The organism is Spirosoma fluviale, from assembly GCF_900230225.1.
In the GTDB taxonomy this organism is placed as follows: Bacteria; Bacteroidota; Bacteroidia; order Cytophagales; family Spirosomataceae; genus Spirosoma; species Spirosoma fluviale.
Genome location: NZ_OCNH01000007.1, coordinates 29,065 through 53,101 on the forward strand (window position 1 = coordinate 29,065; position 24,037 = coordinate 53,101).

Sequence of the window (24,037 nt, forward strand, 5' to 3'; positions counted from 1 at the left end):
CCAGAACATTAATGGTCAATAGCCTTATCGTCTGGATATAATTTGCAAACGGTACAATACAAACTACGCACTGGTTTAAAGCATTACGACACTTAAAAATTATAAAAATCAGCGTTCTATTACCAATCAAATCCAAAAGCAGGTAATTTTAGGGGAATAATCGTATGTAAGCATACCTTTTCCAACTTGTTTGGCCCCTATGGCAACGACCTACTTTAGTAAACGCAATCTCCAGTTTCTCCTGCACGATGTATTCAAAGCTGAGGAGCTAACCAAATACGACTATTTCAGCGCGCACGACCGCGAAACGTTTAACCTCGTGCTCGACTCGGCTACCTACATTGCCGATACGCTCATGCACCCGTACCTGAAGGATGTCGACAAAAACCAGCCCGAACTTAAAAACGGGCAGGTAACAGTACACCCAAAGGTAAAAGAGTATTTAAAAGCCGTAGGCGAAGCCGGACTCATCGGAGCAGGATTTCCCTTTGAGCACGGTGGGCAGCAACTGCCCGAAATGATCAGTTCCTGCGTTGGATTTATTCTAATGGCGGCTAACAACGGTATGATGTATACGGGGCTGACGTCCGGAGCGGCTCACCTCATCACGTCTTTTGGCTCGCCCCAACTCAGCGAAACGTACGTACCCAACATGCTCGCCGGTACCTGGCAGGGAACTATGGCCCTGACGGAGCCCCAGGCAGGTTCGTCGCTGTCTGACGTAACGACGTCGGCCACTCCGCTACCCGATGACCAGTTCGGGCCGGGCGCTTACAAGATCAAGGGCCAGAAGGTCTTTATTTCGGCGGGCGACCACGATGCCGTCGACAATATTATTCACCTGATGCTGGCCCGAATCGACGGTGCACCCAAAGGCACTAAAGGTATTTCGCTGTTCGTGGTACCCAAATACCGGCCCGACGGCAACGGCGGCTTCGTCGACAACGACGTGACCTCAACGGGCGTTTATCATAAAATGGGGCAGAAAGGCGTACCCGCCATGCACCTGACCATGGGCACCAGCGACGACACCATCGGATTTATCGTTGGTCAGCCGCACCAGGGCCTGCCGTACATGTTCCAGATGATGAACGAAGCCCGCATCGGGGTTGGCATGACGGCAGCGGCCATTGCTACCGCTGCTTACCATGCCGCGCTAGAATACGCAAAGGAGCGCCCTCAAAGTCGGCGGCTTAACCAGAAAAACCTCCTCGATGCGCCCCAAACCGCCATTATCAATCACCCCGATGTTCGGCGGATGCTCCTTTTCCAGAAAGCCGTAACGGAAGGCTCGCTCTCGTTGCTGATTGAAGCTGCCCGTTTATACGACATCAGCGAAGTTGCGGAGGGCGAGGAAAAAGAAAACGCTTTTCTACTGCTCGATCTGCTGATGCCCGTGGCGAAATCCTACCCGTCCGAAATGGGCGTACAGTCGGTAAGCCAGAGCTTGCAGACGTTTGGCGGCTACGGCTTTACGGAAGATTTTCCCGTCGAGCAGTTGTACCGCGACATCCGCATTACGCCCATCTACGAAGGCACAACGGGGATTCAGGCCCAGGATTTATTAGGTCGGAAGATGACCATAAAAGGTGGCAAAGCGCCCCAGCTTCTTTTTGCCGAAATAAGCAAACTAATCGCCGAAGCCAGCACTTTCGACGATCTGAAACCCTACGCCGACCAGCTCACTGCCGAACTCAAACGCACACAGGAGGTCATGGGCAGCCTGATGCCCCACGCACTGAAAGGTGATATTGAACGCTACCTCTCCGACGCAACCTTGTTCCTGGAATTATTCGGAATCGTTGTCATTGCCTGGCAGTGGCTAAAACAGGCCGTGGTTGCCAAACAGTTGCTGCTCACGCAGAATCCACAAGGCGATGATCTGGTCTTTTACGAAGGAAAGATTCACACCATGAAATTCTTCTTCCATTACGAAGTTCCCAAAACCCTGGGCTTAGCGGTTCGGCTCAAAGACCCGGAAGTTCTTACCATTGTCACAGAGAAAGAACTGGCCCTGTAAAGCCGTCTATCTTGGTCTCAAGCCAGTCAGTTACATTTCTTGGCACGTTAAGAAATGTAACTGACTGGCTATTTTATAATAATACCGGACAAAACTATGTTTTTTGTCATTTATCAAGCTTCTACATTTCAGAACCTTTACCTTTGCGGCTTCAATCGACCGCGTTCGTAATGCCGCTGATTGCCCCATCAAGTTATGAGCCGCCTATCCGGTTATGGAACGGCCACCTGCAAACCATCATTCCCTCGCTGTTTCGCAAGGTACAGGTTACCTACGTCCGCGAACGCATCGAAACCCCGGATGATGATTTTCTGGATTTGGATTGGGGTTTTTCTTTAGGAGTTAGGAGCGAGGAGTTAGGAGTGAGGAGGGCTGACGCGTCAGCAACTCCTCACTCCCGGAACGCCGGCCGCTCGCTCCTAACTCCTAACTCCTCCCTTATCATTCTCTCCCACGGGCTGGAGGGGAGTTCCACCAGCTCTTACTTAGCGGGGATGGTTCGGCAGTTGACAAAACACGGGTTCGACTGTCTGGCCTGGCATTACCGCTCCTGTAGTGGCGAGTTAAACCGGCAGCAACGGTTTTACCACATTGGCGAAACGGGCGATTTACACTTCATCATTCAACACGCCCTCTCGAAAGGCTACCAGACTATTTACCTCATGGGGTTTAGCGCTGGCGGCAACGTCACCTTAAAATACATTGGTGAACAGGGACAGGCGCTGCATCCGGCAGTAAAAAAAGCCGCTGTTTTCTCCGTACCCGTTCATTTGATGGGCTCAGCCAGTCGGCTCGAACGATGGGACAGCCTGGTCTATAATTATCGGTTTAATCGCACCCTTAAACGAAAGATTTTGCAGAAAGCGTCGCTGATGCCGGGGGTTTTCCCAACCGAAGCGGTAACCAAAGCCCGTAATATTCGTGAATTCGACAACCTGTTTACGGCACCGATGAATGGATTTAAGGACGTAACCGACTATTACACGCGAAGCAGCTCATTACAATTTATACCAGACATTGCCATTCCAACCTTGCTCGTGAACGCCAAAAATGACCCGTTTCTATCGCCCGAATGTTTTCCCGAAGCGTTGGGCAGGGAACTACCCAACGTCTGGATGGAGTTTCCGGTACAAGGTGGTCACTGCGGCTTCCCGTCCCGGAAAGAAGGAATTCAGGGCACGTACTGGTCGGAAGAGCGGGCGTTGCAATTTTTGACAATCACGAACTAAAGACCATACTCGTAGAATTCGTACACCGATTGCCCCGCATTTAGTTGGGGATAGCTAACTTATCTGATGCTCACCAAACCACTCGAACAGACGTATTACATCATTGATTTCGACAGTACCCTTACAAAGGTAGAAGCGCTTGACGTGCTGGGCGAAATCTCACTCACTGGTCGGCCCGACCGGGATGATGTGCTGAATGAAATCAAGATAATCACCGACCGAGGAATGTCGGGAGAAATTTCGTTTACCGATTCACTCAAGCTACGGCTGCACCTGCTGAAAGCCCATAAAAGTCAATTACCCGCCCTGATCGAAACCCTCATGGGAAAAATTTCGGATTCCTTTCAGCGGAACAGGCAATTTCTGTCCGAGAATGCCGACTCGATCTATATCGTTTCCAATGGGTTTAAGGAGTTTATCGTCCCTATTGTCACGTCGTTGGGCATTCATGCGGAGAATGTGTTTGCCAATACGTTCGAGTTCGATGAGAGCGGGGCTATCGTGGGATTCGACGCTCAAAACCCACTCTCGGCCAATGGCGGCAAATCGCAGGTGATCCGCAACCTGCACCTCGATGGCGAAGTGTACGTCATTGGGGATGGTTATACCGACTACGAAATCAAAGCCTCTGGTCTGGCCAATCGCTTTTATGCGTTTACGGAAAACGTGATGCGCCCTCGCGTGGTGGAGCACGCCGATCACGTAGCGCCTTCGCTCGATGAGTTTTTGTACCACAACAACCTGAGCCGCAGCCAATCGTACCCGAAAAGCAGGATTAAAGTGCTGCTTCTGGAAAACGTTCACCCAAATGCCATTCAACTGTTTGAACAGGAAGGGTTTAACGTGGAAATTCGCAAAGGTGCGCTGGATGAAGATGAACTGATCGAAGCCATCCGCGACGTATCTATTCTGGGTATTCGGTCCAAGACCAATGTAACCGCACGCGTACTGGAACATGCCAATAAACTGATGACCATTGGTGCGTTTTGCATCGGCACCAATCAGATTGACCTCGACGCCTGCACCGAAAAAGGCATTGCCGTTTTCAACGCCCCCTACAGTAACACCCGCTCGGTGGTGGAGTTGGCCATCGGCGAGATCATCATGCTGATCCGCAGCATTGTGCCCAAGAGTAACTTGATGCACAAGGGCGGCTGGGACAAATCAGCGAAAAACAGCTTTGAGGTACGGGGCAAAAAACTCGGCCTGGTGGGCTATGGCAACATTGGCACCCAACTATCGGTTGTGGCCGAAGCTCTGGGCATGGAAGTGTATTTCTACGACGCCGTCGACAAGCTGGCGCTGGGAAATGCCCGCAAATGTAAATCGCTGGACGAACTGCTGTCCATTTCGGACATCATCAGTCTGCATACTGACGGCCGGAAGGAAAACAAAAACCTGATCAGCTACCGCGAATTCGGGCTGATGAAAAACGGCGTCATCTTCCTGAACCTGTCGCGCGGGCATATCGTGGATATTCCGGCGCTGGTCGACGCCATTGAGCGGGGTAAGGTTGCCGGTGCGGGTGTCGACGTGTTTCCGTACGAGCCGAAGACAAACAACGAAGAGTTCATGAGTGCACTGCGTAACCTGCCCAACGTGATTTTGACGCCCCACATCGGCGGCAGCACGGAGGAGGCCCAGGCGAACATTGGGAGCTTTGTGCCGGGCAAACTACTCGAATACATCAACAATGGTAGCACCTACGGCAGTGTCAACTTCCCCGAGCTGCAACTTCCGCTGTTGAAAGGGGCGCACCGCCTGTTGCACATTCACGCCAACGTTCCGGGTATTCTGGCCAACATGAACACCATCTTTGCCAAGTATCACATCAACATTCACGGCCAGTACCTCAAAACCAATGAGAAAATAGGCTACGTAATTACCGACGTTGCCAAAGAATACGCCGACGAAGTGGTGGAAGAACTGAAAGGCATCGACAACACGATCAAATTCCGACTGCTGTACTAAATTTTGACTGAGTGACTGAGTGAATGAGCCAATTGTATCGACGAGCCCATTCACTCATTCATTCATTCGCTCATTCAAAAATGAAAAACACCTACTTCACGCCCGGCCCGGCCGAGTTATACCCAACGTTTTCTCAACACCTGCAAACGGCAATGGACGAACAGATTGGCTCGATCTCGCATCGGAGTCAGCGGTTTCGTGACATTTATAAGTTTGCCGATGAACAACTGCGGACGTTATTGAGCATTCCATCAACGCATGGTATTTTCTTTACCGGTTCGGCTTCGGAAGTATGGGAGCGGGTACTCCTGAACTGCGTGGAGCACGAAAGTTTTCACCTCGTGAATGGCTCGTTCTCCCAGAAATTTTACGATTATGCCAACGCGCTTCACAAACACGCGCATGTGCTGGAGAAACCGTTTGGCGAAGGGTTCGATGCTGCCGACGTGGAGATTCCTGCCTACGCGGAACTGGTTTGCCTGACGCATAATGAAACCTCATCGGGTGTGCAGATGCGGACGAGCGAAATGCACAAGCTCAAGCGCAAATACCCAAAGAAGTTATTCTGCATCGACACCGTTTCCTCGGCCCCCTACCCCGACCTTGATTTTAGCCTGATCGACTCGGCATTTTTCTCGGTTCAGAAAGCGTTTGGTATGCCCGCCGGTCTGGGCGTCTGGATTGCCAGCCAGAATTGTCTGGTCAAAGCCGAGCGGCTGGAAAAGAACGAGTCGCTCACGATCGGCGCGCACCACACCCTGCCTACGCTCTGGAAGCATTACAAAACGTTCGAAACACCCGCTACGCCCAACGTTCTGTACATTTATATTCTGGGCAAAATTGCCGAAGATTTCAACCGGATCGGTATTGACACGATGCGGAAGCAGACGGAAGAAAAGGCCCGGATGCTCTATAAATTCCTGGAAACATCCGATACCCTGTCCCCTTTCGTGAGTCAGGAACGTCACCGTTCGCAAACGGTCATTGTGGCAACTACCGGAACGCCCGACAAACCAAAGGCATCGGCAGATGTTATCGCTGCGGCTAAATCGATTAATATGATCGTGGGCAGCGGCTACGGTAAATTCAAGGATTCCCAAATTCGGATTGCTAACTTTCCGGCCGTTTCTATCGAACAGGTAGCCTCGCTCATTGACGAGTTGAAGAAATAGTACTACCACCGCCCGGCAACTTTATATAACGCCCTTTTCTGAATTGGAAAGGGCGTTCTTTTTTTGTGCGCTATTCCTAACAGAGCCTTCGTTACACAAACCTTATGGGGGTTGTGTGGTTAATAGGACAGTATTGAAAGAAATTTAACTCAACGACGATGAAGAAACTACTTACAACCTCAACACTATTGATGGGCCTGATGATTACGGGCATGGCTCAAAATAGAACCGAGTCCTCCAAGGAGGAGAAACCGCTGATTGACGAAAAAACAAAGCAGGAAGTTCGTCAGAAAGCAAACGAAGCTGGTGAGAAAGTGGAAGAAGAGATTGACAAATCCATTAGCTATCAGCAGGCAAACCAATTAAGCTGGTTTCAGCCAAACAACCTTTTTGTGGGTGGCGGCTTAGGTATGGGCGCTACCGACGGAAAAGTTTACCTGGCGTTCAATTCGCGGATCGGGTACTTTTTCCAGCCGGGTTTTGCGGCCGGGCTGCGCTATGATGCCGACCGGCTGGTAGGCAACAAGTACCATTCTCGTCAGGTAGGTGCCTTTGCCCGGTACTACCCGTTCCGAACTCGTATCAGTAGCTTCGTCGGAGCTAGTTTGAACAGTGGGCGAGAGTTCTCGGAAAATACATCTGCCGATACAAAATTCAAATACACCAGCGTAGGTCTCGAAATTGGCGCTATGGCCTGGATCCTGCACCGCCTGGGGGCCGAAATATCCTACGAAAGCAGCTTTTACAACAAAATTGACCCAACTGTGAGCCGGGGTAAAGGGAATCGGGTAAAAATTGGCGTTAACTACTATTTTGGCCGGGTAGCCGGAAAAGGTATTAAGCTGGCACGGTAATTAATAAAATTAAGTTTGCCCGATTATATAGTTGGTCATTTTAGTAGCCACAGACGCTCCATTGATTTCCAGATAAATCTCTACACAGCAGCGGGGGCACTTTGCAGAACTAATTCCGATTACAGTATAAGAGTAAGCCAAGGCTATGTTGTGTTGAAAAGCACTTCTAATAGCCTTGGCTTGTTTTTGATATATACTAAATACCTAAAAATTGCCCGGGTATTTCCATTATCCGTAGACAATTTCCCCGAAGTACCTGTCTTATTGCTCATGTTTCTATTGTTGGTGAGCGCAATTTTGTGGCCTTTGTTCCAACTGTTGAGTTACGATCTTTGATTGAGAAGTTGAAAGAATGCAGTAGTTTTAGTCCTACAGGAAACAGTGACATGAATTTGTAGTCTGGTTAATCACAAAGATTACCGGCTACCAGCCATGCGTCGACACACCAACAATTTTTTTGACATGAAACCTCCTTTCTGGATTGGCATGGCCGCGCTACTCATCGGCGCATGGGTCGCCCGGCGGCCGACTATCGGCACGTCGACAGCCAATGCAACTCCAAACGTATTGTTCATTCTAACCGACGACCAGGGCTGGGGCGACCTGAGTTTGCATGGTAACCGATTCGTTGAAACGCCCAACATCGACCGGCTGGCCCACAGCGGAGCGCAGTTCGACCGCTTTTTCGTCAGCCCGCTTTGTGCGCCAACCCGCGCCAGTCTGCTCACAGGCCGCTACCACCTGCGCACGGGTACGGTATCTGTGACCCAGGGCTGGGAACGAATGCGAAGCGATGAACTCACGCTGGCCGAGGTGTTTCGTCAGAACGGATACGCCACTGGCTGTTTTGGCAAATGGCACAACGGCGAACACACGCCCGAAGACCCAAACGGGCAGGGATTTGACGAGTTTCTGGGCTTTTGTGCGGGCCACTGGAATAATTACTTCGATACCGACCTTCAGCATAACGACCGGATGGTGTCCACAAAAGGATTCATTACCGACGTACTGACCGATGCCGCCCTGCACTTCATTGGCAAAAATAAATCCCGGCCTTTCTTCTGTTATGTACCGTTCAACGCCCCCCACAGCCCGCACCAGGTGCCCGACCGTTATTTTGACAAGTACAAGGCAAAAGGCCTCAACGATGAGGAAGCCAGCATCTACGGCATGGTCGAGAACCTGGACGATAACGTGGGGCGACTGCTGACAAGATTGGACCAATTGGGTTTGGCCCAAAATACGATTGTTGTATTTGCGACCGACAACGGCCCGAACGGCCACCGCTTCAACGGCGACATGAAGGGGATCAAAGGGTCGGTGGACGAAGGGGGTATGCGCGTGCCGCTGTTTGTGCGCTGGCCGGGTGTTATCCGCCCCCAAACCCAAATTAAACCAAATGCGGCCCACATCGACCTGATGCCAACACTGGTCGACTTATGCGCTCTGCGCTTTACGGCGGCCCACCCACTCGATGGCCACAGCCTCGCGGGACTGTTAACGGGCCGAACGGACACACTTCCCGACCGAATGCTGTTTACACACGTAGCCGGGACAGCCACGAACCCACTTCCTGCCGAGCCAGGGGGTGTTCGCACGGCTCAATACCGCCTGGTACGGCAAAAAGGGCAGACCCAACTTTACGATATGCTCCACGACCCCTCTCAAACGACTGATTTGGCGGCTGGGGAGCCTCGGCAGGTGAAAACGCTGCAAGCTGCTTACGACCGCTGGTTCCGGGATGCGTCACAACGTATAAATTTTTCCCGACCCGCAGCGGTGGCGGGTCGGCGGGTGCTGTTGCAGGCACCAGAAGCCCGCTTTTCGGGTAAAATACGGTACAAACAGGGCAACGGCTGGGCCAATGACTGGCTCATCAACTGGCAGTCGCCCGCCGATTCAATTTGGTGGGATGTCGTGGTGGAGCGGCCTGGATCATACCAACTGAGCCTGCAGTATACCGCTCCCGATGCGGCTCGCGGAACGATTCTTACCCTTACAACCAATAAGCAAACACTGCAACAAACCATAAACCGCAGCTTCGACCCACCCCTGAAACCCAGCCCCGACCGGATTCCGCGCAAGGAAGTGTACGAGAAGGCATGGGCATGGCTGCCACTGGGCAGGCTGGAATTACCCAGTGGCAATCACCGGATTCTGCTGCGGGCAACATCGGTGCCGAAAGAGCAGGTAGCCGAGGTAAAGGCGTTGCTGCTGACATTTCAAGGTACTCCGGCACCTGTCCGCACACAAAACTAAGCGATAAGCACCCTGCCGTATTCCATTTTTGGGAGTGGCTTAATTTCATTTATCCGCGAAGAAAAACTGATTAGTGAATAGACTGATCCCTCGCACTGTATTAGTGTCAGGCTAGTTACAGCTCAGTGTTCTCTGTGCCGCAGGGCGGACCGTCTCTGTGGTTAATAGATTTTTCAGGTAACTCCCCGGCCTGTAAATATCCGCCCGAAAAGTCTTCAGAGAGCCACTTATTACAATTATTTCATATTTTATAAAAAAATAATCTTAATTCAGAGGTTAAGTTTCCTTTGAAAGCTGCTCATGGTATAAAGCCCCATGGAGCAATGAGCAGACGGCTACCCCCAAACGACGCACAACAACTTTGGCAGGAATACAGGTCGGGCGATATGTACGCCCTCGCGAAGATCATGCAAAGTCATTACTCCGACCTTTTCCATTGGGGTATGCGGCTCCATGCCGACCGGGAGTTTGTGAAAGACTGCATTCAGGAAATCTTTCTGAACCTCTGGAAGATGCAGGAGTCCATCCGCCCGGTCGATAACGTGCGGGCATATCTGCTCGTCGTGCTCAAAAGCCGCATGTTGCGGGAGCTGGCAAAAAAACAAACAGCCTATAATTCGTCGGTTTCCGATGAATACGCGTTCTCGGTCGAATTTGCGGCCGACGTCCACCTCATCGAAGAGGAGCACGAAATCTACCAGACCCGCAAGCTGGAGTACGGCATCAACCATCTGCCCAACCGGCAGAAAGAGCTTATCTATCTTCGTTTTTACCAGAATCTAAGTTTCGAACAGATCGCGGATGTCATGCATCTGGGTCGTCAATCGGTGTATAATCTGCTCCAGAAATCCCTCAACAGCCTCCGAAAGAACTGGACGGTCAATGGACTTGGGTTGGTGTTTTACTTTCTGACCGGAGCCTGAGCAGCCCGCTAACGGTATCATCAACCCATTGGAACGCACCCAACAGCCATGAAGCCTTACGAATCATACACAATAGACGACTTTATTCAGGACGAAGATTTTCGGGACTGGGTGCAGGGCAACAGCAATCGCGAGTCGTTCTGGCTGTCTTTTCTTCAGCAATATCCCGAACAGTGGGAGACGTTCAAACACGCCGAACGCTTTATCCGGGCAACGAATGTTACTGACGAACGGCTCAGCGAAGCCGAAGTCAGAAAAGAAGCCAACCGGTTCATTGAACGGGCAAGCGCTTTTATACCCGTCCGCCACCCGGCGAAAGCACCCCGAAACACCGAACAGTCAACCGTTTCCCCGTTCGACTTTCGCTGGAAATTAGCCCTTGCCACGCTCCTGACTGTCGTTTTAGGGATAAGCTGGTATTTGTCACGACCAGACTTAATTCAGCCTTTCCCGCATCTGGCCGAAGCTTCCAAAAAACAACTGGTTGAAACCATCAACGATACGCAGCAGCCGTTGCGGGTGGTCCTGAATGATAGTTCTGAAGTGCTGCTCAGCCCGAAAAGCCGACTCCGGTACCCGGCACAGTTTACGGGAAATTCACGAACTGTGTACCTGACCGGCGAGGCCAGTTTTTCGGTGAAGCGACAAAGCCAGCCGTTTATGGTGTTCACCGGCGAAATGGTTACCAGAGTGCTGGGTACCCGCTTTGTCGTACGCGCCTTCGACCTCGACCGGAACATCACCGTACAGGTACTTTCGGGAAAAGTGTCGGTCTACAAGGCAAAAGCGAAACAAGAACCAGTCAGTAAGGAGGTTAGCGGGCTAATTCTCTACGCGAACCAAGCCGCTCTCTTCGAAAAAACAGTGGGCAATCTCACCAAAACGCTGGTAGCCAATCCGTCGTTGCTCATCAAATCCGAGAAAGAAGCTTCGTTCGTGTACGATGAAGTGCCCTTGCCGGTGATTTTACGGGAGTTGGAGAAAAGCTACGGCATTCCAATTCAGTTCGATGAGCAGAATTTTGCTGCCAGCCGGATCACGGCTACGCTTTCCAGCGAGTCGCTCTACGAAAAGCTGGATCTGCTTTGTAAAGCAGCCTCCGCGAGTTACGAAATAACCGATGGCCAGATCGTGATCAGTCCCCAGAGAGTCCACGCCCAAAAGTAACCGCTCCGCAAAAGAGCCTGATTCTGAACGTATAACCCTTATAAAACTATGAACAAACACCTTTCCGGGCAATTCTGGGCAAAACTTATGCGGTTTTCACTAACACAGAGTTTAGTTATGTTCTTGCTTGTGGGTGTGTCGTACGCCCATTCGACAAACGCTCAGGAATACCTGAAAAAACGCCTGACCCTTCATGCCGAAAATCAGGAGATCAAAAAGGTATTGGCTGAGATTGAAAAAGCGACCGGTGTGCAGTTTGTTTACAGCTCGCAGGTAATCGAGCCGAAGCAAAAAATAAGTATCCAGGCCACAAACGCCACGCTGGAAGAGGTACTGATCAAGTATTTCAAACCCCTGAAAGTGGATTATGAGCTGGTGGGCCGGAAACTGGTTTTGTCGGCGGTAGTTCCACCAAACTCACAAACCGGCTTTATTAGTCCGGTAGAGAATGTTATGGAGACTGTAGCGCCCAAACGATTGGTGTCGGGGAAGGTAAGCGATGAGAAAGGAGCTGGTTTACCGGGCGTCAGTGTACTGGTAAAGGGATTACAGCGCGGCACCACCACCAACGCCGAAGGAAACTTCCAGCTCGACATTCCCGATGAGGGCGCTCCCGTGCTGGTATTCAGCTTTGTGGGGTACGAAGCCAAAGAGGTAATTGTTGGAAACCAGTCGGTTGTGCGCGTTTCGCTGGCTCCCGAAAGTAAAGCTCTGGGCGAAGTGGTTGTAACGGCATTGGGCATTAAAAAGCAGGCCAAAAGCATTGGCTATGCCACCTCTACGGTCACGTCGGATCAAATCACGATCAACCGCACCGCCAATTTCATGAACGCCCTGCAAGGCAAAATTCCGGGAGTAAACATCACGTCCCTGGGGTCAGGCCCCGCAGGAACCAGCAAAATCCGGATACGGGGGCAGTCGTCCTTTGGCGGCAACAACTCCCCGCTGATTGTGGTCAATGGTGTGCCTATCGACAACACCAACTACGGTGCCAGGGGCGATGTATCGGAAAGAGGCAGCAACCGCACCTCCGACAGCGGGGACGGCCTGAGCAGCATCAACCCCGACAATATCGAAACCATGACCGTGCTGAAAGGCGCGGCTGCTTCGGCGCTGTACGGCTCCCGCGCCAAAGACGGCGTTATCATGATTACGACCAAAACCCGGGGAGCCGGGTCAGGTATCGGTCTCGAATACAACACCAACTTCACGACCGACACCCCGCTGGACTATACCGATTACCAGTACGAATACGGGCAGGGCGAGAATGGCGTTCGGCCCACGGCCCCCTTTCCAACGTCGGGCCAGTGGAGCTTTGGTGAGAAATTTCAGCCGGGCATGACCCACACTCTGTTCGATGGCGTGGTAGTGCCTTATGAGCCACAGCGCAACCAGATTACGAAGTATTACCGTACCGGCCAAACCTGGACGAACACCCTTACGCTGTCGTCGGGGGGCGAATTTGGTGGCTTTAGTCTGTCGCTTTCCAATCTGGACAACAAGACGATTCTGCCCGGTTCGGGCTATAACCGCAAAACGATCAACTTGGGATTTACGCAAACGCTGGCCAAAAAGCTGACGGTTTCGGGAAACATCAACTACTCGAACGAGTCCCGTACCAATCCGCCGAACATCGCCGAGCAGGATTATAGCCCGGTTGTGCTGTTCAACATGGCAAATTCCATGCCGCTGGATCTGCTGGAAAAATACGCGTCCGATGCCCAGGGCAACGAAGTCGTCTGGTCGAGGTTCACGAACCGAACCAATCCGTACTTCGCCCTCAAACGCTTTGAGAATGTTCGCAACGACCGTATTTTCGGTAACCTGACCGCCCGCTATAATTTTACCGACTGGCTGTTTCTTCAGGCGCGGGTAGGTCAGGATTACTACTCGCGTGAGCAGGATTACAACCTCCCCACCGGCAGCCAGCGACAGCCCGCAGCCCCCGCCGGTTTCGTGAATGGCCAGTATGTGCAGGACGCCCGGAACGTCCGCGAACTCAATACCGACTTTCTGCTGGGTGCCAACCGCACCTTCGGCGTTATCGGGGTGAACGTAAATGCCGGGGGTAACCAGATGTACCGTCGAATCAGCCGACATAACGTCTTTGTGCAGGATTTCTACACCCGCAACCTATATACCATCGGCAATGGACGCCAGCGCGACGCCACCTACGAATTTTCTGAGCGTCAGGTCAACTCGGTTTACGGCTCGGCAGAGGTATCGTACAAGGACTTTCTGTTCGTAAACGGAACCGTCCGAAACGACTGGTTTTCTACCCTTTCGGCCGAAAACCGGAGCATTTTGTATCCGTCTGTAACCGCCAGTTTTGTATTTTCTCAAGCATTTGCCAATGCTCTGCCCGGCTGGATTTCGTTCGGAAAAATCAGGGCAGCCTACGCCGAAGTGGGCAGCGATACGGATGTACAACCCTACGCTAACAACCTGTTTTACGGAATCAATGCCCAGCAGTTCCCCTCCCCCAGTGGAACCGCCCAGCCGCTGGCCAGTATCAGCGGTTCGACGGTGCCCAACGCCAATCTGCGCCCCATGCGCGTATCCGAAAAGGAGGTCGGCCTGGAGTTGAAACTGTTCAACAATCGAATTGGACTCGACCTGACCTATTACGACAAACTCTCCTCCGACCAGATCCTGCGAGCCCAAACCTCCGATGCGGGTGGTTACCTGACACAATTGATTAACGTTGGCAAAAGCCAGAATCAGGGGTTCGAAATGCTGCTGACGTTCTCGCCCCTTAAGCGGGCTACTTTCAACTGGGATGTGAACGTAAATGCGGCCTATAACAAGACTAAAGTGCTTGATCTGGGCACCAGTGTCAGCGACAACATGATCACCGTGGGCACCGGCGACTTTACCGGCGAACTCCGGCAGGTGGTGGGCTTGCCAATGGGCCAGCTCTTTGGTTTCGGTTACCTCCGCGACGCCCAGGGCCGTCAGGTGTTTGACGTAGGCAACGGGCGACCCCTGCGAACGCCCACCCAAATCAGCTTTGGTAGCGCCCTGCCCTTGTGGGTGGGCGGCATTACCAACAGCTTTACTTACAAAGGTGTCAGCCTGTCGTTTCTGATCGACTTCAAGCTGGGGAATAAGATGATTTCCGGCTCGAACCATAATGCCTGGCGGCACGGTTTGCACAAAGCCACGCTGGTTGGCCGGGAGCAGGGATTTGTCATTGGCAACGGCGTCAATCCAAACGGCGAAGTCAACCAGACCAAGTCGGGCGTGCAGGCGTATTACGAAACCGTTCGGTCGCAGAACATTGCCGAAGAGTTTGTGTACAATGCCGGTCTTTGGCAGTTGCGGCAGATCACGCTGGGCTATGACTTCAGCAAATTCCTCCCGTCCACGATTCCGTTCATCAAGGGAATCCGGCTTAATGCCGTGGCGAATAATGTGGCGGTGATCAAAAAATGGGTACCTAATATTCACCCGGAGCAGTTTGGCTTCCCGTCCGATAACCTGATTGGCCTCGAAGCCACCGGACTGCCCGTCACCCGCAGCGTAGGTTTCAATCTCAATCTCCGCTTTTAAGTGCCCACGGCCCACATTCTCAACCCATCAAAACGGACTATCATGAAAACGATCCATAAATACGTACCAGGCTTAACCCTCCTTGTCTTTCTGCTGGTCTCCTGCGACAAAGGGTTCGACCAGATGAACGTCAACCCCATTGCACTGACGGGCGTTGAACCGGCCTTTCAGTTGAATACCGCCATCCTCAACAGTGTTCCGGGCTACGGCAACCTCAGCTACGAAACCACCATCGTGAAGCAGATGATTACGCCCTTCAGCGGTCAGGGGTCGGCGGCTAACTTTAATCAGGACAATCGCAACGTGGCTGCGGGCAACTGGAACACCTTTTACCAGTCGGTCATCAAGGAATTGACGGATGTTGTCACGAAAACCAAAGACGATCCAACCCGCACGAATCTGTACAACATGGCCCGGATCTGGCGAGCGTATTCGTTCATGATCCTGACGGACACCTACGGCGATATTCCTTATGCCCAGGCCGGAAAAAGTTATCTGGAAGGCATTGTTGCCCCCGTTTACGACACCCAGGAAGCCGTTTATACGAACCTCCTAACCGAACTCGATGCGGCCTCAGCGGCTATGGACGCCACCAAAACCAAAGTAGCCAGCGATATTCTGTACGATGGCGATGTGGTGAAATGGAAGCGACTGGGCTATTCTATTCTCCTGCGGACTGCCATGCGCCTGTCGAAAGTGAACCCGACCAAAGCCGCCGAATACGTGGCCAAAGCGGTAGCCGGTGGCGTTATGCAGTCCAACGACGACAACGCCATCATCCGTCATACGGCCAGCTTCACCAATCCCGTTGGCTCTCAGTTGAACGGCGGACAGTCAGCCTTCTTCTACCTGGCCGATGATTTCGTCAGCTACCTGAGCAAAACCAACGACCCGCGTCTGGCTTCCATTGCGGTTCGTTACGTGGGTGCCACCAGTGGTGCTCAACAGGTGGAATCGAGAGCCAACCGGACACCGGCCGCTCAGATTGGCGCTCCGCTGGGTTACGATAATACGACCATCAGTGCGGCCGTTACGGCCAGCAAACTGGCGAGTTTATGGGACTACAGCCAGCTCGACAGAACGAGGATGGCGGCTCTGCTGGCTCCCAGCTTTCTGGTTACCTATGCTCAAACGCAGCTTTTACTGGCCGAAGCCGCCTTCCGAAAATGGATAACCGGCGACCCGGCCACGTTGTACGCCAACGGTATCCGGTCGCATATGCGGCAACTGGCTATTTACGGAGCCAGCACCGCCGTTCCCGATGCCGCCATTACGACTTATTTACAGGCCAATCCGCTAACGACGGGTCAGGAACTGGAGCAGATCAACACCCAATATTGGGTCGCGTCTTTCCTGATCGGCCCGGAAACCTGGGCCAACTTCCGCCGGTCGGGCTTCCCGGTTCTGAAACCAAATCCATACCCCGGAAGCGACCTTAAAACGGAGCCGTTCATCCGTCGGCTAACCTATACCGATGCCGAGCTGAACGTCAACAAAGTCAATGTGCAACAGGCCATTAGCCGACAGGGTCCGAATCTGCTCGACACCCGAATCTGGTGGGATAAGAAGTAAAGTAAAGCCCCGTTCATTTCCCCTTTAGTGGCCATGAAGAATTTAAAAAAACGACTTAAACAAGGCGAAACGCTCAACGGCTGCTGGCTGAATCTGGGCAGTCCGCTCACCGCCGAAATCGTTGGGCAGGCCGGTTTCGACTGGGTCCTCATCGACCTCGAACACGGGGCCGGGTCCGAGAAAGACGCCCTGTATCAACTACAGGCCCTTGAGCATACGGCCGCCGGGGTCATAGTGCGGGTAGAAAGTGCCGAAAGCCAGCGGATTCACCGGGTGCTCGACATGGGTGCTGAAGGGATTATGTGTCCAAAAATTTCCAATCCGGCCGAAGCGCAGAAGGTAGTGAACGGGCTTCATTACCCACCGCATGGCAGCCGGGGGGTGGCCAAAATGGTACGGGCAACGGGTTTTGCTCAAAATTTCAACCAGTATTACGAAGAGTCGCGGGATACGATTCTGGGCGTGGTGCAAATTGAAACGGTCGAAGTGCTGAACCACCTCGACGAAGTGGCGGCTATGGACGGTGTCGACGTGCTGTTCATCGGGCCCGCCGACCTGTCGATGGAGTTGGGCATTTTCGGGCAGTTCGATCATCCCCGGTTCAAGGAAGCCTTGCAGGAAACGGTCAATGCCGCCCAGAAAGCGGGTAAAGCCACCGGTATTCTGTTCTTCAATCCCGATGACTACCAGCGATACCATGACCTCGGCATCCGGCTGATCGCCTGCGGAGCCGACGCCACGTTTGTCGCCGACGGTGCCCGCAATCTGGCCAAAAAGCTGGACGGATTCAGAGCTGTTTATAGATAAGAATTTGTGAAACTACCCCCTCCTAACTTTTATTTTTCCCTGAATGACTGACCCCTTACTCATCCTGGCCTTAGGCGTAATTATTGTCGTTGGCGGCATCATTGGCCTGAAACTTCACCCGTTTCTGGCGCTGTTGCTCGGCGCTTTCGTCGTGGCTTTTTTAACCCCGGCTTCCGCCATCGAACAATTTGCGCTGGCCAAAGGCACCGCTCCGGCGGCTGCGCTGGCCCTGTCAAAAAAAGGCATTGGCGAACGCATTGCCACCGAGTTTGGCAACACCTGCGGTAAAATAGGCATTCTCATTGCCATGGCCGCGATCATCGGCAAATGCATGCTGGAAAGCGGTGCCGCCGAACGGATCATCCGCTCGGTGCTGAGGCTCACGGGCATCGACAAAGCACCCATCGCGTTTCTGGTCAGCAGTTTCTTTCTGGGGATACCGGTCTTTTTCGACACCGTTATTTTCCTGATGATGCCGCTGGCCAAAGCCATGACCCTGCGGATTGGCAAAAATTACCTGTTGCTCGTTCTCTGCGTCATGGCCGGTGCCGCTATGGCCAACTCGCTGGTTCCACCCGCACCGGGGCCGTTATTTCTGGTCGGCGAAATGCACATTCCCATCGGGATGATGATGGTTGGCGGTACCATCGTTGGTCTGTTTACCATCACCGCCGGGTATTTCTTTGCACTTTGGGCGAACAAAAAATGGCCCATTCCTTTGCGGGATTCGCTGGATGCTCGGCTGGTCGACATCGAAGCCATTGCGGCTAAAGAAACCATTCATCTGCCGGGGCTGGGGTTATCGCTTTTACCAGTGCTGATCCCACTCGTATTTATCTGCCTCGATACGGCTCTCACCGCTATGGCGACGCCCGGCACCCCACTGACGACCTCGCCGTTGGGGATGAAGCTGGTAAACCTGATCAAATTTTTCGGGGATAAGAACATCGCCATTGTAACCGGCGGCATCGCTGCCCTGCTTGTACTGGCCAAAGAGAAAAAAGGCAGCAAAGAAGGGCTATCCCCTTTCGTTCAGGCAGCGCTGCTGAGCGGGGGCGGTATCATTCTCATTACGGCTGCGGGGGGTGCGTTTGGCGGTATGCTCCAGCAAACGGGCATCAGCGCCCGCATCGCTGATATGACCAAAGAGTATCAGATGGCCCTGATTCCGATGGCGTTTTTCATCGCGGCCGTTGTCCGAACAGCGCAGGGATCGGCTACGGTGGCCCTGATCACGGCTTCGGGGATACTATCGGGGATGGCCAGCAACGCGAACCTCGAATTTCATCCGCTGTACCTTGGGCTGGCTATTGGCTGCGGCTCGAAACTGGTGCCCTGGATGAACGATGCCGGGTTCTGGATCATCTGTAAGCTCAGCAACTTAACAGAGCAGGAAGCCCTGAAAACCATCTCGCCCCTGCTGGTAGTCATGGGCCTGACCGGCCTTGTTATCATTCTCATCGGTGCCCAGTTGTTTCCGCTGGTGTAAAGTATCTGATCGTTGATTTATGAAAATCACATGGAAAAAATAGGGTTTATCGGACTGGGTATCATGGGAAAGCCTATGGCCCTGAATCTACTCAAAGCGGAGTATTCGGTGGCTGTTCTGAGCCAGAGCAAAGCAGCCGACGCCCTGATAAGCGCGGGTGCGGAAGCTTTTCCGACAAGTAAGGAATTAGCGCAGACCTGCGACATCGTCATTACAATGCTGCCCGATTCGACGGATGTTGAACAAGTCGTGAGCGGGCCGGACGGTGTGCTGGCCGGTATCCGGACGGGCGCTCTGTTCATTGATATGTCGACTATTGCGCCCGCTACGGCCAAAATTATTTACGGGCAAATGCAGGAAAAAGGCATTGACGCGCTGGATGCGCCAGTTTCGGGCGGTCAGGTGGGAGCCGAAGCGGCCTCGCTCTCCATCATGGTTGGCGGCAGCGAAGCGGCTTTCAATCGGGCGTTGCCGGTGTTTCAGGTGATGGGCAAAAACATTGTGCATATCGGCGAGCCGGGGGCGGGTCAAACGACCAAAGCCTGCAACCAGATGATCGTGGGCATGACGATTCAGGCCGTTGCCGAAGCCTTTGCGCTGGCCCGGAAAGCCGGTGTCGACCTGGAGAAAATGCGGGAGGTGCTGCTGGGTGGCTTCGCCCAGAGCCGCATCCTCGACCTGCATGGCAAACGGATGATCGAACGGAACTTCACGCCGGGTTTCAAGATCAAGTTACATCGGAAAGACATGAGCATCGCCCTACAGACCGGCCAGGCATTTTCCGTTCCGCTCAACGGTACGGCCTTGGTAGCCGGGCAGATGCAGGCCGCCATCGAGCAGGGCAACGGCGACCTGGACCATAGTTCCCTGCTGCTGCTTTTGGAAAAAGAATAACCCCTTAAACCTTTACCACAATGAAACGTAAAAGCTTTATCAAAGCCCTGACGGCGGGTTCCGTGGGTGCTGCCACGTTCGGTGCCGAGTCGGTAACGGCTGGCCATACGGGTCAAAAACCCGAGCGTCCGAAAAAGGTATTAATGAAAGCGGGCTGCCAGTCGGGCGGTACGACCATTGAGAATCTGGAGTTCAAAGCCCGGCATGGTATTTTCAACATCGACGGTGGAGCACCTAAAACCATTGCCGGAAAAGGCTGGGACCTCGATGATTCCATGCGCAAACGGGACGCCTGTGAGAAGTACGGCATCAGCCTCGACGCCTATCATTTTCCGCTGGCCTCTTCGGGCATCGACAAAGCCGAATACCCGAATATCATGCTGGGAAAAAGCCCCGAGCGGGATCGGGAAATTGAGATTCTCCAGCAGATGATTCAGGTGGCCGGAAAGACGGGCGTCAGGGTGCTGAACTACAACACAACCATACTTCCGGTGCTACGCACGGGCAAAACGGTCGACCCAAAACGCGGCAATGCCATTTACAGCACCTGGAATTACGAAGAAGCATTAAAGCAAAACGCGCCTAAAACCATTGCCGGTGACGTATCCATCGAGCAGATGTTCGAGCGCATTACCTACCTCCTCGACCGCATTCTGCCAGTAGCCAAAGAATACAAAGTAAAGCTGGCCAACCACATTGCCGATCCGCCAACGCCCATCGGCTACCGGGGTATCAGCCGCTGGAACAGCCCCGATGTGTTCAAGGGGATTCAGCGGTTTGCGAAGTTATACGACAGCGAATACCACGGCTTCAATTTCTGCATCGGCTCCATCGCCGAAGGGCTGAAAGACCCCAAAACCGAAATTATGCCGATCATCAAATGGGTAGGCGAGCGAAATCAGATTTTCAACGTTCATTTGCGGAACATTAAAGGCGGCTGGAATAATTTTCAGGAAGTTTACCCCGACAACGGCGATATGAATTTCCTGCACGTGGTTCGTGCCCTGCGCGATGTTGGCTACTCCGGCATGGTTATGCCCGACCACGTACCACATCACGCCGACACAGCCGCCGATTTGCAGGCTTTTTCTTTCTGTTACGGCTACATAAAAGGGCTGTTGCAAACCGTCACCGACGAAGCACTCTAACGCGTTACTCAAACATGCATACCAGAACCGGCCCAAGAATTAACCAGATCATCATTACCCCCATTGCCATTGTCGACCCTCCCCTATTGAACGCGGCCGGGTTGCACGCTCCCTATGCCCTGCGAACCATTGTCGAGATCATTACGGACGACAACATTTCGGGGATCAGTGAAATACCGGGTACTGCCGCCATTGATGCCTCCCTGAACGAATCCAGAGAGCTGCTCATTGGCCGGGATGTCTTTCAACTCAACGAAATCAGGCAGGTGTTGATCAATCGGTTCGGGACGGAGAGTGCCGCCCAACGCGGGGAAGCGCCCTGGGATCAGCGGAAACTGGTGCATATTTTCAGTGCCATTGAGGTGGCCTGTCTCGACATTATCGGAAAAGTAACGGGTCGTCCGGTTGTGGATTTGCTGGGTGGAAAAATGAGGGACAGGGTTCCATTTTCGGCCTATCTGTTCTACAAATACGAAGGCGCTGGCGGGCCGTTGGCGTTCGGTACGGACCCGGCCGCACAGGGATGGGCAGCCGCCCGGCAGGCCAGCGCCCTCAACCCCAGCGAAATTGTGGCGCAGGCCAAAGCGATGTGTGCGGAGTTCGGTTTCCAGTCCATCAAACTCAAGGGCGGGGTATTCGAACCGCAGCAGGAAGTCGACGCGATGTTTGCGTTATACGAGGCTTTTGGCCCCGACGTACCCCTGCGCGTGGACCCCAACGCCCTTTGGACCGTCGAAACTGCCATTAAGCACGGGCGGCAGATGGAGCCGATTCTCGAATACCTGGAAGACCCGGTTCGGGGACAGAAAAACATGGCGGAAGTCAGAAAAGCGGTGAAAACGCCCCTGGCAACGAACATGTGTACGACTTCATTTGATGATATTCCCGGCAGCATTGCCCTTGGTTCGGAAGACATTATTCTGAGCGATCACCATTTCTGGGGAGGACTACGGGCATCCATGACACTTTCGGGCATTTGTGAGACGTTCGGGCGGGGTCTGTCGATGCACTCCAACAGCCATTTGGGCATTTCGCTGGCCGCAATGGTTCATCTGGGTGCGGCCCTCCCGCAGGTGCCCTATGCGCTCGATACCCATTACCCCTGGCAATCCGATGAAATCATCACCGCTGGACGATTTACGTTCGAAGAAGGGGCCGTATTGGTACCGCAGGAACCGGGTCTTGGCGTCGAACTGGACCGGGAAGCGTTAGCCCGGCTGCACCAGAACTACCTGACTTGCGGGCTAACCAAACGGGACGACGAAATCGAAATGCAGAAAGTCCAGCCCGGCTGGAAATTCCAGTCGGTACGTTGGTAAAGTTGTAGTACCGACCGTCCCGGTCGGGTGGAAAACAGTTGGATACACGCCCGACCGGGACGGTCGGCACTACAACCTACGCTCGGACGCTCGGCATACTATGTGACTGTTAACAAGTGGTGTCAGGTCCTCAGACCTACGGTATATACACATCTATTTTTGTAGTTTTGTTCATATGTATTTACCAGATCTTCGCTTAGAAAATGTGCTTAGCCAATTCACCCAACGAGTGGCCGCCAAACAGTCCCTGATTATGCGCCAGCTAGCCAATTGCCGTAAGGAAGAGATTCAATTTGGTCGATTTTTAGCCAATCCCCGTGTGAGTCGGGAGGCTTTGGAGAAGAATCTCTATGCACAGTGTGCCGCTGGTATTGATCCCCATAGCCACCTACTCTTGCTGGAAGATACCTCCCAACTTGCCTTTGGACTCCAGCGTAGTATTGACGGACTGGGTAAACTGGCCCAGGGCCTTAAGCAAGGATTTTATCTGCATCCGGTCTTAACCCTGGATGCCACCACAGGAGCCTGTCATGGTATTGCCGCAGTGGAATTTCGAAACCGACCCCAAGTCGAGGATGGCTTGACGGCCCAGCAACGAAAAGTGGCTCGTGATCAACTTTGCTTTGAAGACAAAGAGAGCTATCGCTGGCAAAGTAGCATTGCCCAAGCCATCGACCAATTACCGACGACCACCAAAAAAACGGCCATCATGGATCGGGAAGGGGACATTTACGCCGTTATTGTGGGCTTACATAAGACCCTGGGCGTGGATTACCTGATTCGCAGCCGACTGGATCGGCTCTTAGTCAGCCCGCCCAAATTATACCCAACGATTCAGGCCTGGCCCCTGGCTTTAACCATTGAGTTAGACTTACCCGCCACCGATGGGCGTAGCGCGCACCTGGCCCGTTTAGAGATCCGATTTGGGCAGGTGATGCTCAAAAAGTCGGCGAGTAAAACCCGTCAGGCCTTACCCCCTAGTTACCCCAGTTGGGTGGTTTGGGTGCAAGAAGTCGCCCAAACGGTGGTCAATCAGGAATCACCCATTGAGTGGGTGTTGTTGACCTCCCACCAGATTCAAAGTGCTCAGCAAGCATTGGTCATTGTAGGTTATTACAAACAGCGGTGGAATGTGGAGCAAGTGTTTCGAGTGCTCAAAACCAAGTGCTTCCGTTTCGAGTCGAGTCAGTTATCGACTTATGAAAAGCTTCGTAAGCTGATGCTGGTGGCTTTGTTGGGGTCGGTCAAGATCTTACAATTGATCCGCGCTCGGGAGGGCCATAGCCAGCAGGGCTTAGGGGTGGTCTTTAGTGGAGAGGAAGCTACGTTTCTAGCTGTGCTTAAGCCCAAGTTGGAAGGTCAAACCAGTAAGCAGCAGAATCCCCACCCAAAAGAGAGTTTAGCTTTTGGCGCTTGGCTAATTGCTCGGTTGGGGGGGTGGAGCGGTTATGAAAGCCAGCGTCCACCCGGCCCAATCGATTTCTTTACGGGTCTACAGCGATTCTACGACCAATGGCAAGGTTTTTTGCTGGCTCAAGCGTATCAAAAAGATGTGTATATACCGTAGGTCCTCAGACCTGACACAGCAAGGTTTCTCAAAACCTTGTGGAAGCTTTAAGAAACTGCCCAATGTCGGGCCTGAGGACCCGACACCACGAGAA

Annotated in this window: 16 protein-coding genes; all 16 read left to right on the top strand. The window is 53.0% G+C overall.

Translation table 11 applies throughout. The features are described 5' to 3' along the window. Positions 1 to 199 precede the first annotated feature (199 nt). The 16 genes from CRO74_RS26810 to CRO74_RS26885 all read left to right on the top strand — a co-directional run bounded on the left by CRO74_RS26810 (position 200) and on the right by CRO74_RS26885 (position 23,943). Complete coding sequence (locus CRO74_RS26810) at positions 200 to 2,020, top strand: acyl-CoA dehydrogenase (RefSeq protein WP_097130621.1); 1,821 nt, start codon at positions 200 to 202, stop codon at positions 2,018 to 2,020. 170 nt (positions 2,021 to 2,190) lie between these two features. Continuing rightward, the gene (locus CRO74_RS26815) at positions 2,191 to 3,249 is read left to right on the top strand and encodes a YheT family hydrolase (RefSeq protein ID WP_097130623.1); all 1,059 of its coding nucleotides are present in this window, start codon (positions 2,191 to 2,193) and stop codon (positions 3,247 to 3,249) included. Positions 3,250 to 3,315: 66 nt separating this feature from the next. Beyond that, positions 3,316 to 5,220, top strand: coding sequence for a phosphoglycerate dehydrogenase (serA, locus tag CRO74_RS26820; protein WP_097130624.1), 1,905 nt, complete (start codon positions 3,316 to 3,318; stop codon positions 5,218 to 5,220). Positions 5,221 to 5,300: 80 nt separating this feature from the next. Further along, complete coding sequence (locus CRO74_RS26825) at positions 5,301 to 6,392, top strand: aminotransferase class V-fold PLP-dependent enzyme (RefSeq protein WP_097130626.1); 1,092 nt, start codon at positions 5,301 to 5,303, stop codon at positions 6,390 to 6,392. Between the two features lie 158 nt (positions 6,393 to 6,550). Continuing rightward, on the top strand, positions 6,551 to 7,246 hold the full coding sequence (locus CRO74_RS26830) for a putative outer membrane beta-barrel protein (RefSeq protein WP_097130628.1): 696 nt from the start codon (positions 6,551 to 6,553) through the stop codon (positions 7,244 to 7,246). 462 nt (positions 7,247 to 7,708) lie between these two features. Continuing rightward, a complete protein-coding gene (locus CRO74_RS26835; protein WP_245877996.1) occupies positions 7,709 to 9,505 on the top strand; it encodes an arylsulfatase in 1,797 nt (598 codons plus the stop codon). Between the two features lie 323 nt (positions 9,506 to 9,828). Further along, positions 9,829 to 10,428: an RNA polymerase sigma factor gene (locus tag CRO74_RS26840; RefSeq protein ID WP_097130630.1), complete on the top strand. Its 600-nt coding sequence runs from the start codon at positions 9,829 to 9,831 to the stop codon at positions 10,426 to 10,428. 48 nt (positions 10,429 to 10,476) lie between these two features. Next, positions 10,477 to 11,595 carry a FecR family protein gene (locus CRO74_RS26845; protein WP_097130632.1) on the top strand — a complete coding sequence of 373 codons (1,119 nt, stop codon included), beginning with the start codon at positions 10,477 to 10,479 and terminating at the stop codon, positions 11,593 to 11,595. A 48-nt stretch (positions 11,596 to 11,643) separates the two neighbouring features. Then, positions 11,644 to 15,147: a SusC/RagA family TonB-linked outer membrane protein gene (locus tag CRO74_RS26850; RefSeq protein WP_097130634.1), complete on the top strand. Its 3,504-nt coding sequence runs from the start codon at positions 11,644 to 11,646 to the stop codon at positions 15,145 to 15,147. 42 nt (positions 15,148 to 15,189) lie between these two features. Continuing rightward, the gene (locus CRO74_RS26855; protein ID WP_097130635.1) at positions 15,190 to 16,719 is read left to right on the top strand and encodes a SusD/RagB family nutrient-binding outer membrane lipoprotein; all 1,530 of its coding nucleotides are present in this window, start codon (positions 15,190 to 15,192) and stop codon (positions 16,717 to 16,719) included. 33 nt (positions 16,720 to 16,752) lie between these two features. Further along, entirely contained in the window at positions 16,753 to 17,526 is a 774-nt protein-coding gene (locus CRO74_RS26860; RefSeq protein WP_097130637.1) for an HpcH/HpaI aldolase family protein, read from the top strand. A 43-nt stretch (positions 17,527 to 17,569) separates the two neighbouring features. Continuing rightward, positions 17,570 to 19,015, top strand: a complete 1,446-nt coding sequence (locus tag CRO74_RS26865; protein WP_097130639.1) for a GntP family permease — start codon at positions 17,570 to 17,572, stop codon at positions 19,013 to 19,015. Between the two features lie 30 nt (positions 19,016 to 19,045). After that, entirely contained in the window at positions 19,046 to 19,909 is an 864-nt protein-coding gene (locus tag CRO74_RS26870) for a 2-hydroxy-3-oxopropionate reductase (RefSeq protein WP_097130641.1), read from the top strand. 20 nt (positions 19,910 to 19,929) lie between these two features. Next, a complete protein-coding gene (locus CRO74_RS26875; protein ID WP_097130642.1) occupies positions 19,930 to 21,057 on the top strand; it encodes a mannonate dehydratase in 1,128 nt (375 codons plus the stop codon). A gap of 14 nt (positions 21,058 to 21,071) precedes the next feature. Beyond that, a complete protein-coding gene (locus CRO74_RS26880) occupies positions 21,072 to 22,376 on the top strand; it encodes an enolase C-terminal domain-like protein (RefSeq protein WP_097130645.1) in 1,305 nt (434 codons plus the stop codon). 253 nt (positions 22,377 to 22,629) lie between these two features. Then, positions 22,630 to 23,943 (top strand): IS4 family transposase, encoded by a 1,314-nt coding sequence (locus tag CRO74_RS26885; RefSeq protein ID WP_218840240.1) that lies wholly within the window; start codon positions 22,630 to 22,632, stop codon positions 23,941 to 23,943. Positions 23,944 to 24,037: the final 94 nt, after the last annotated feature.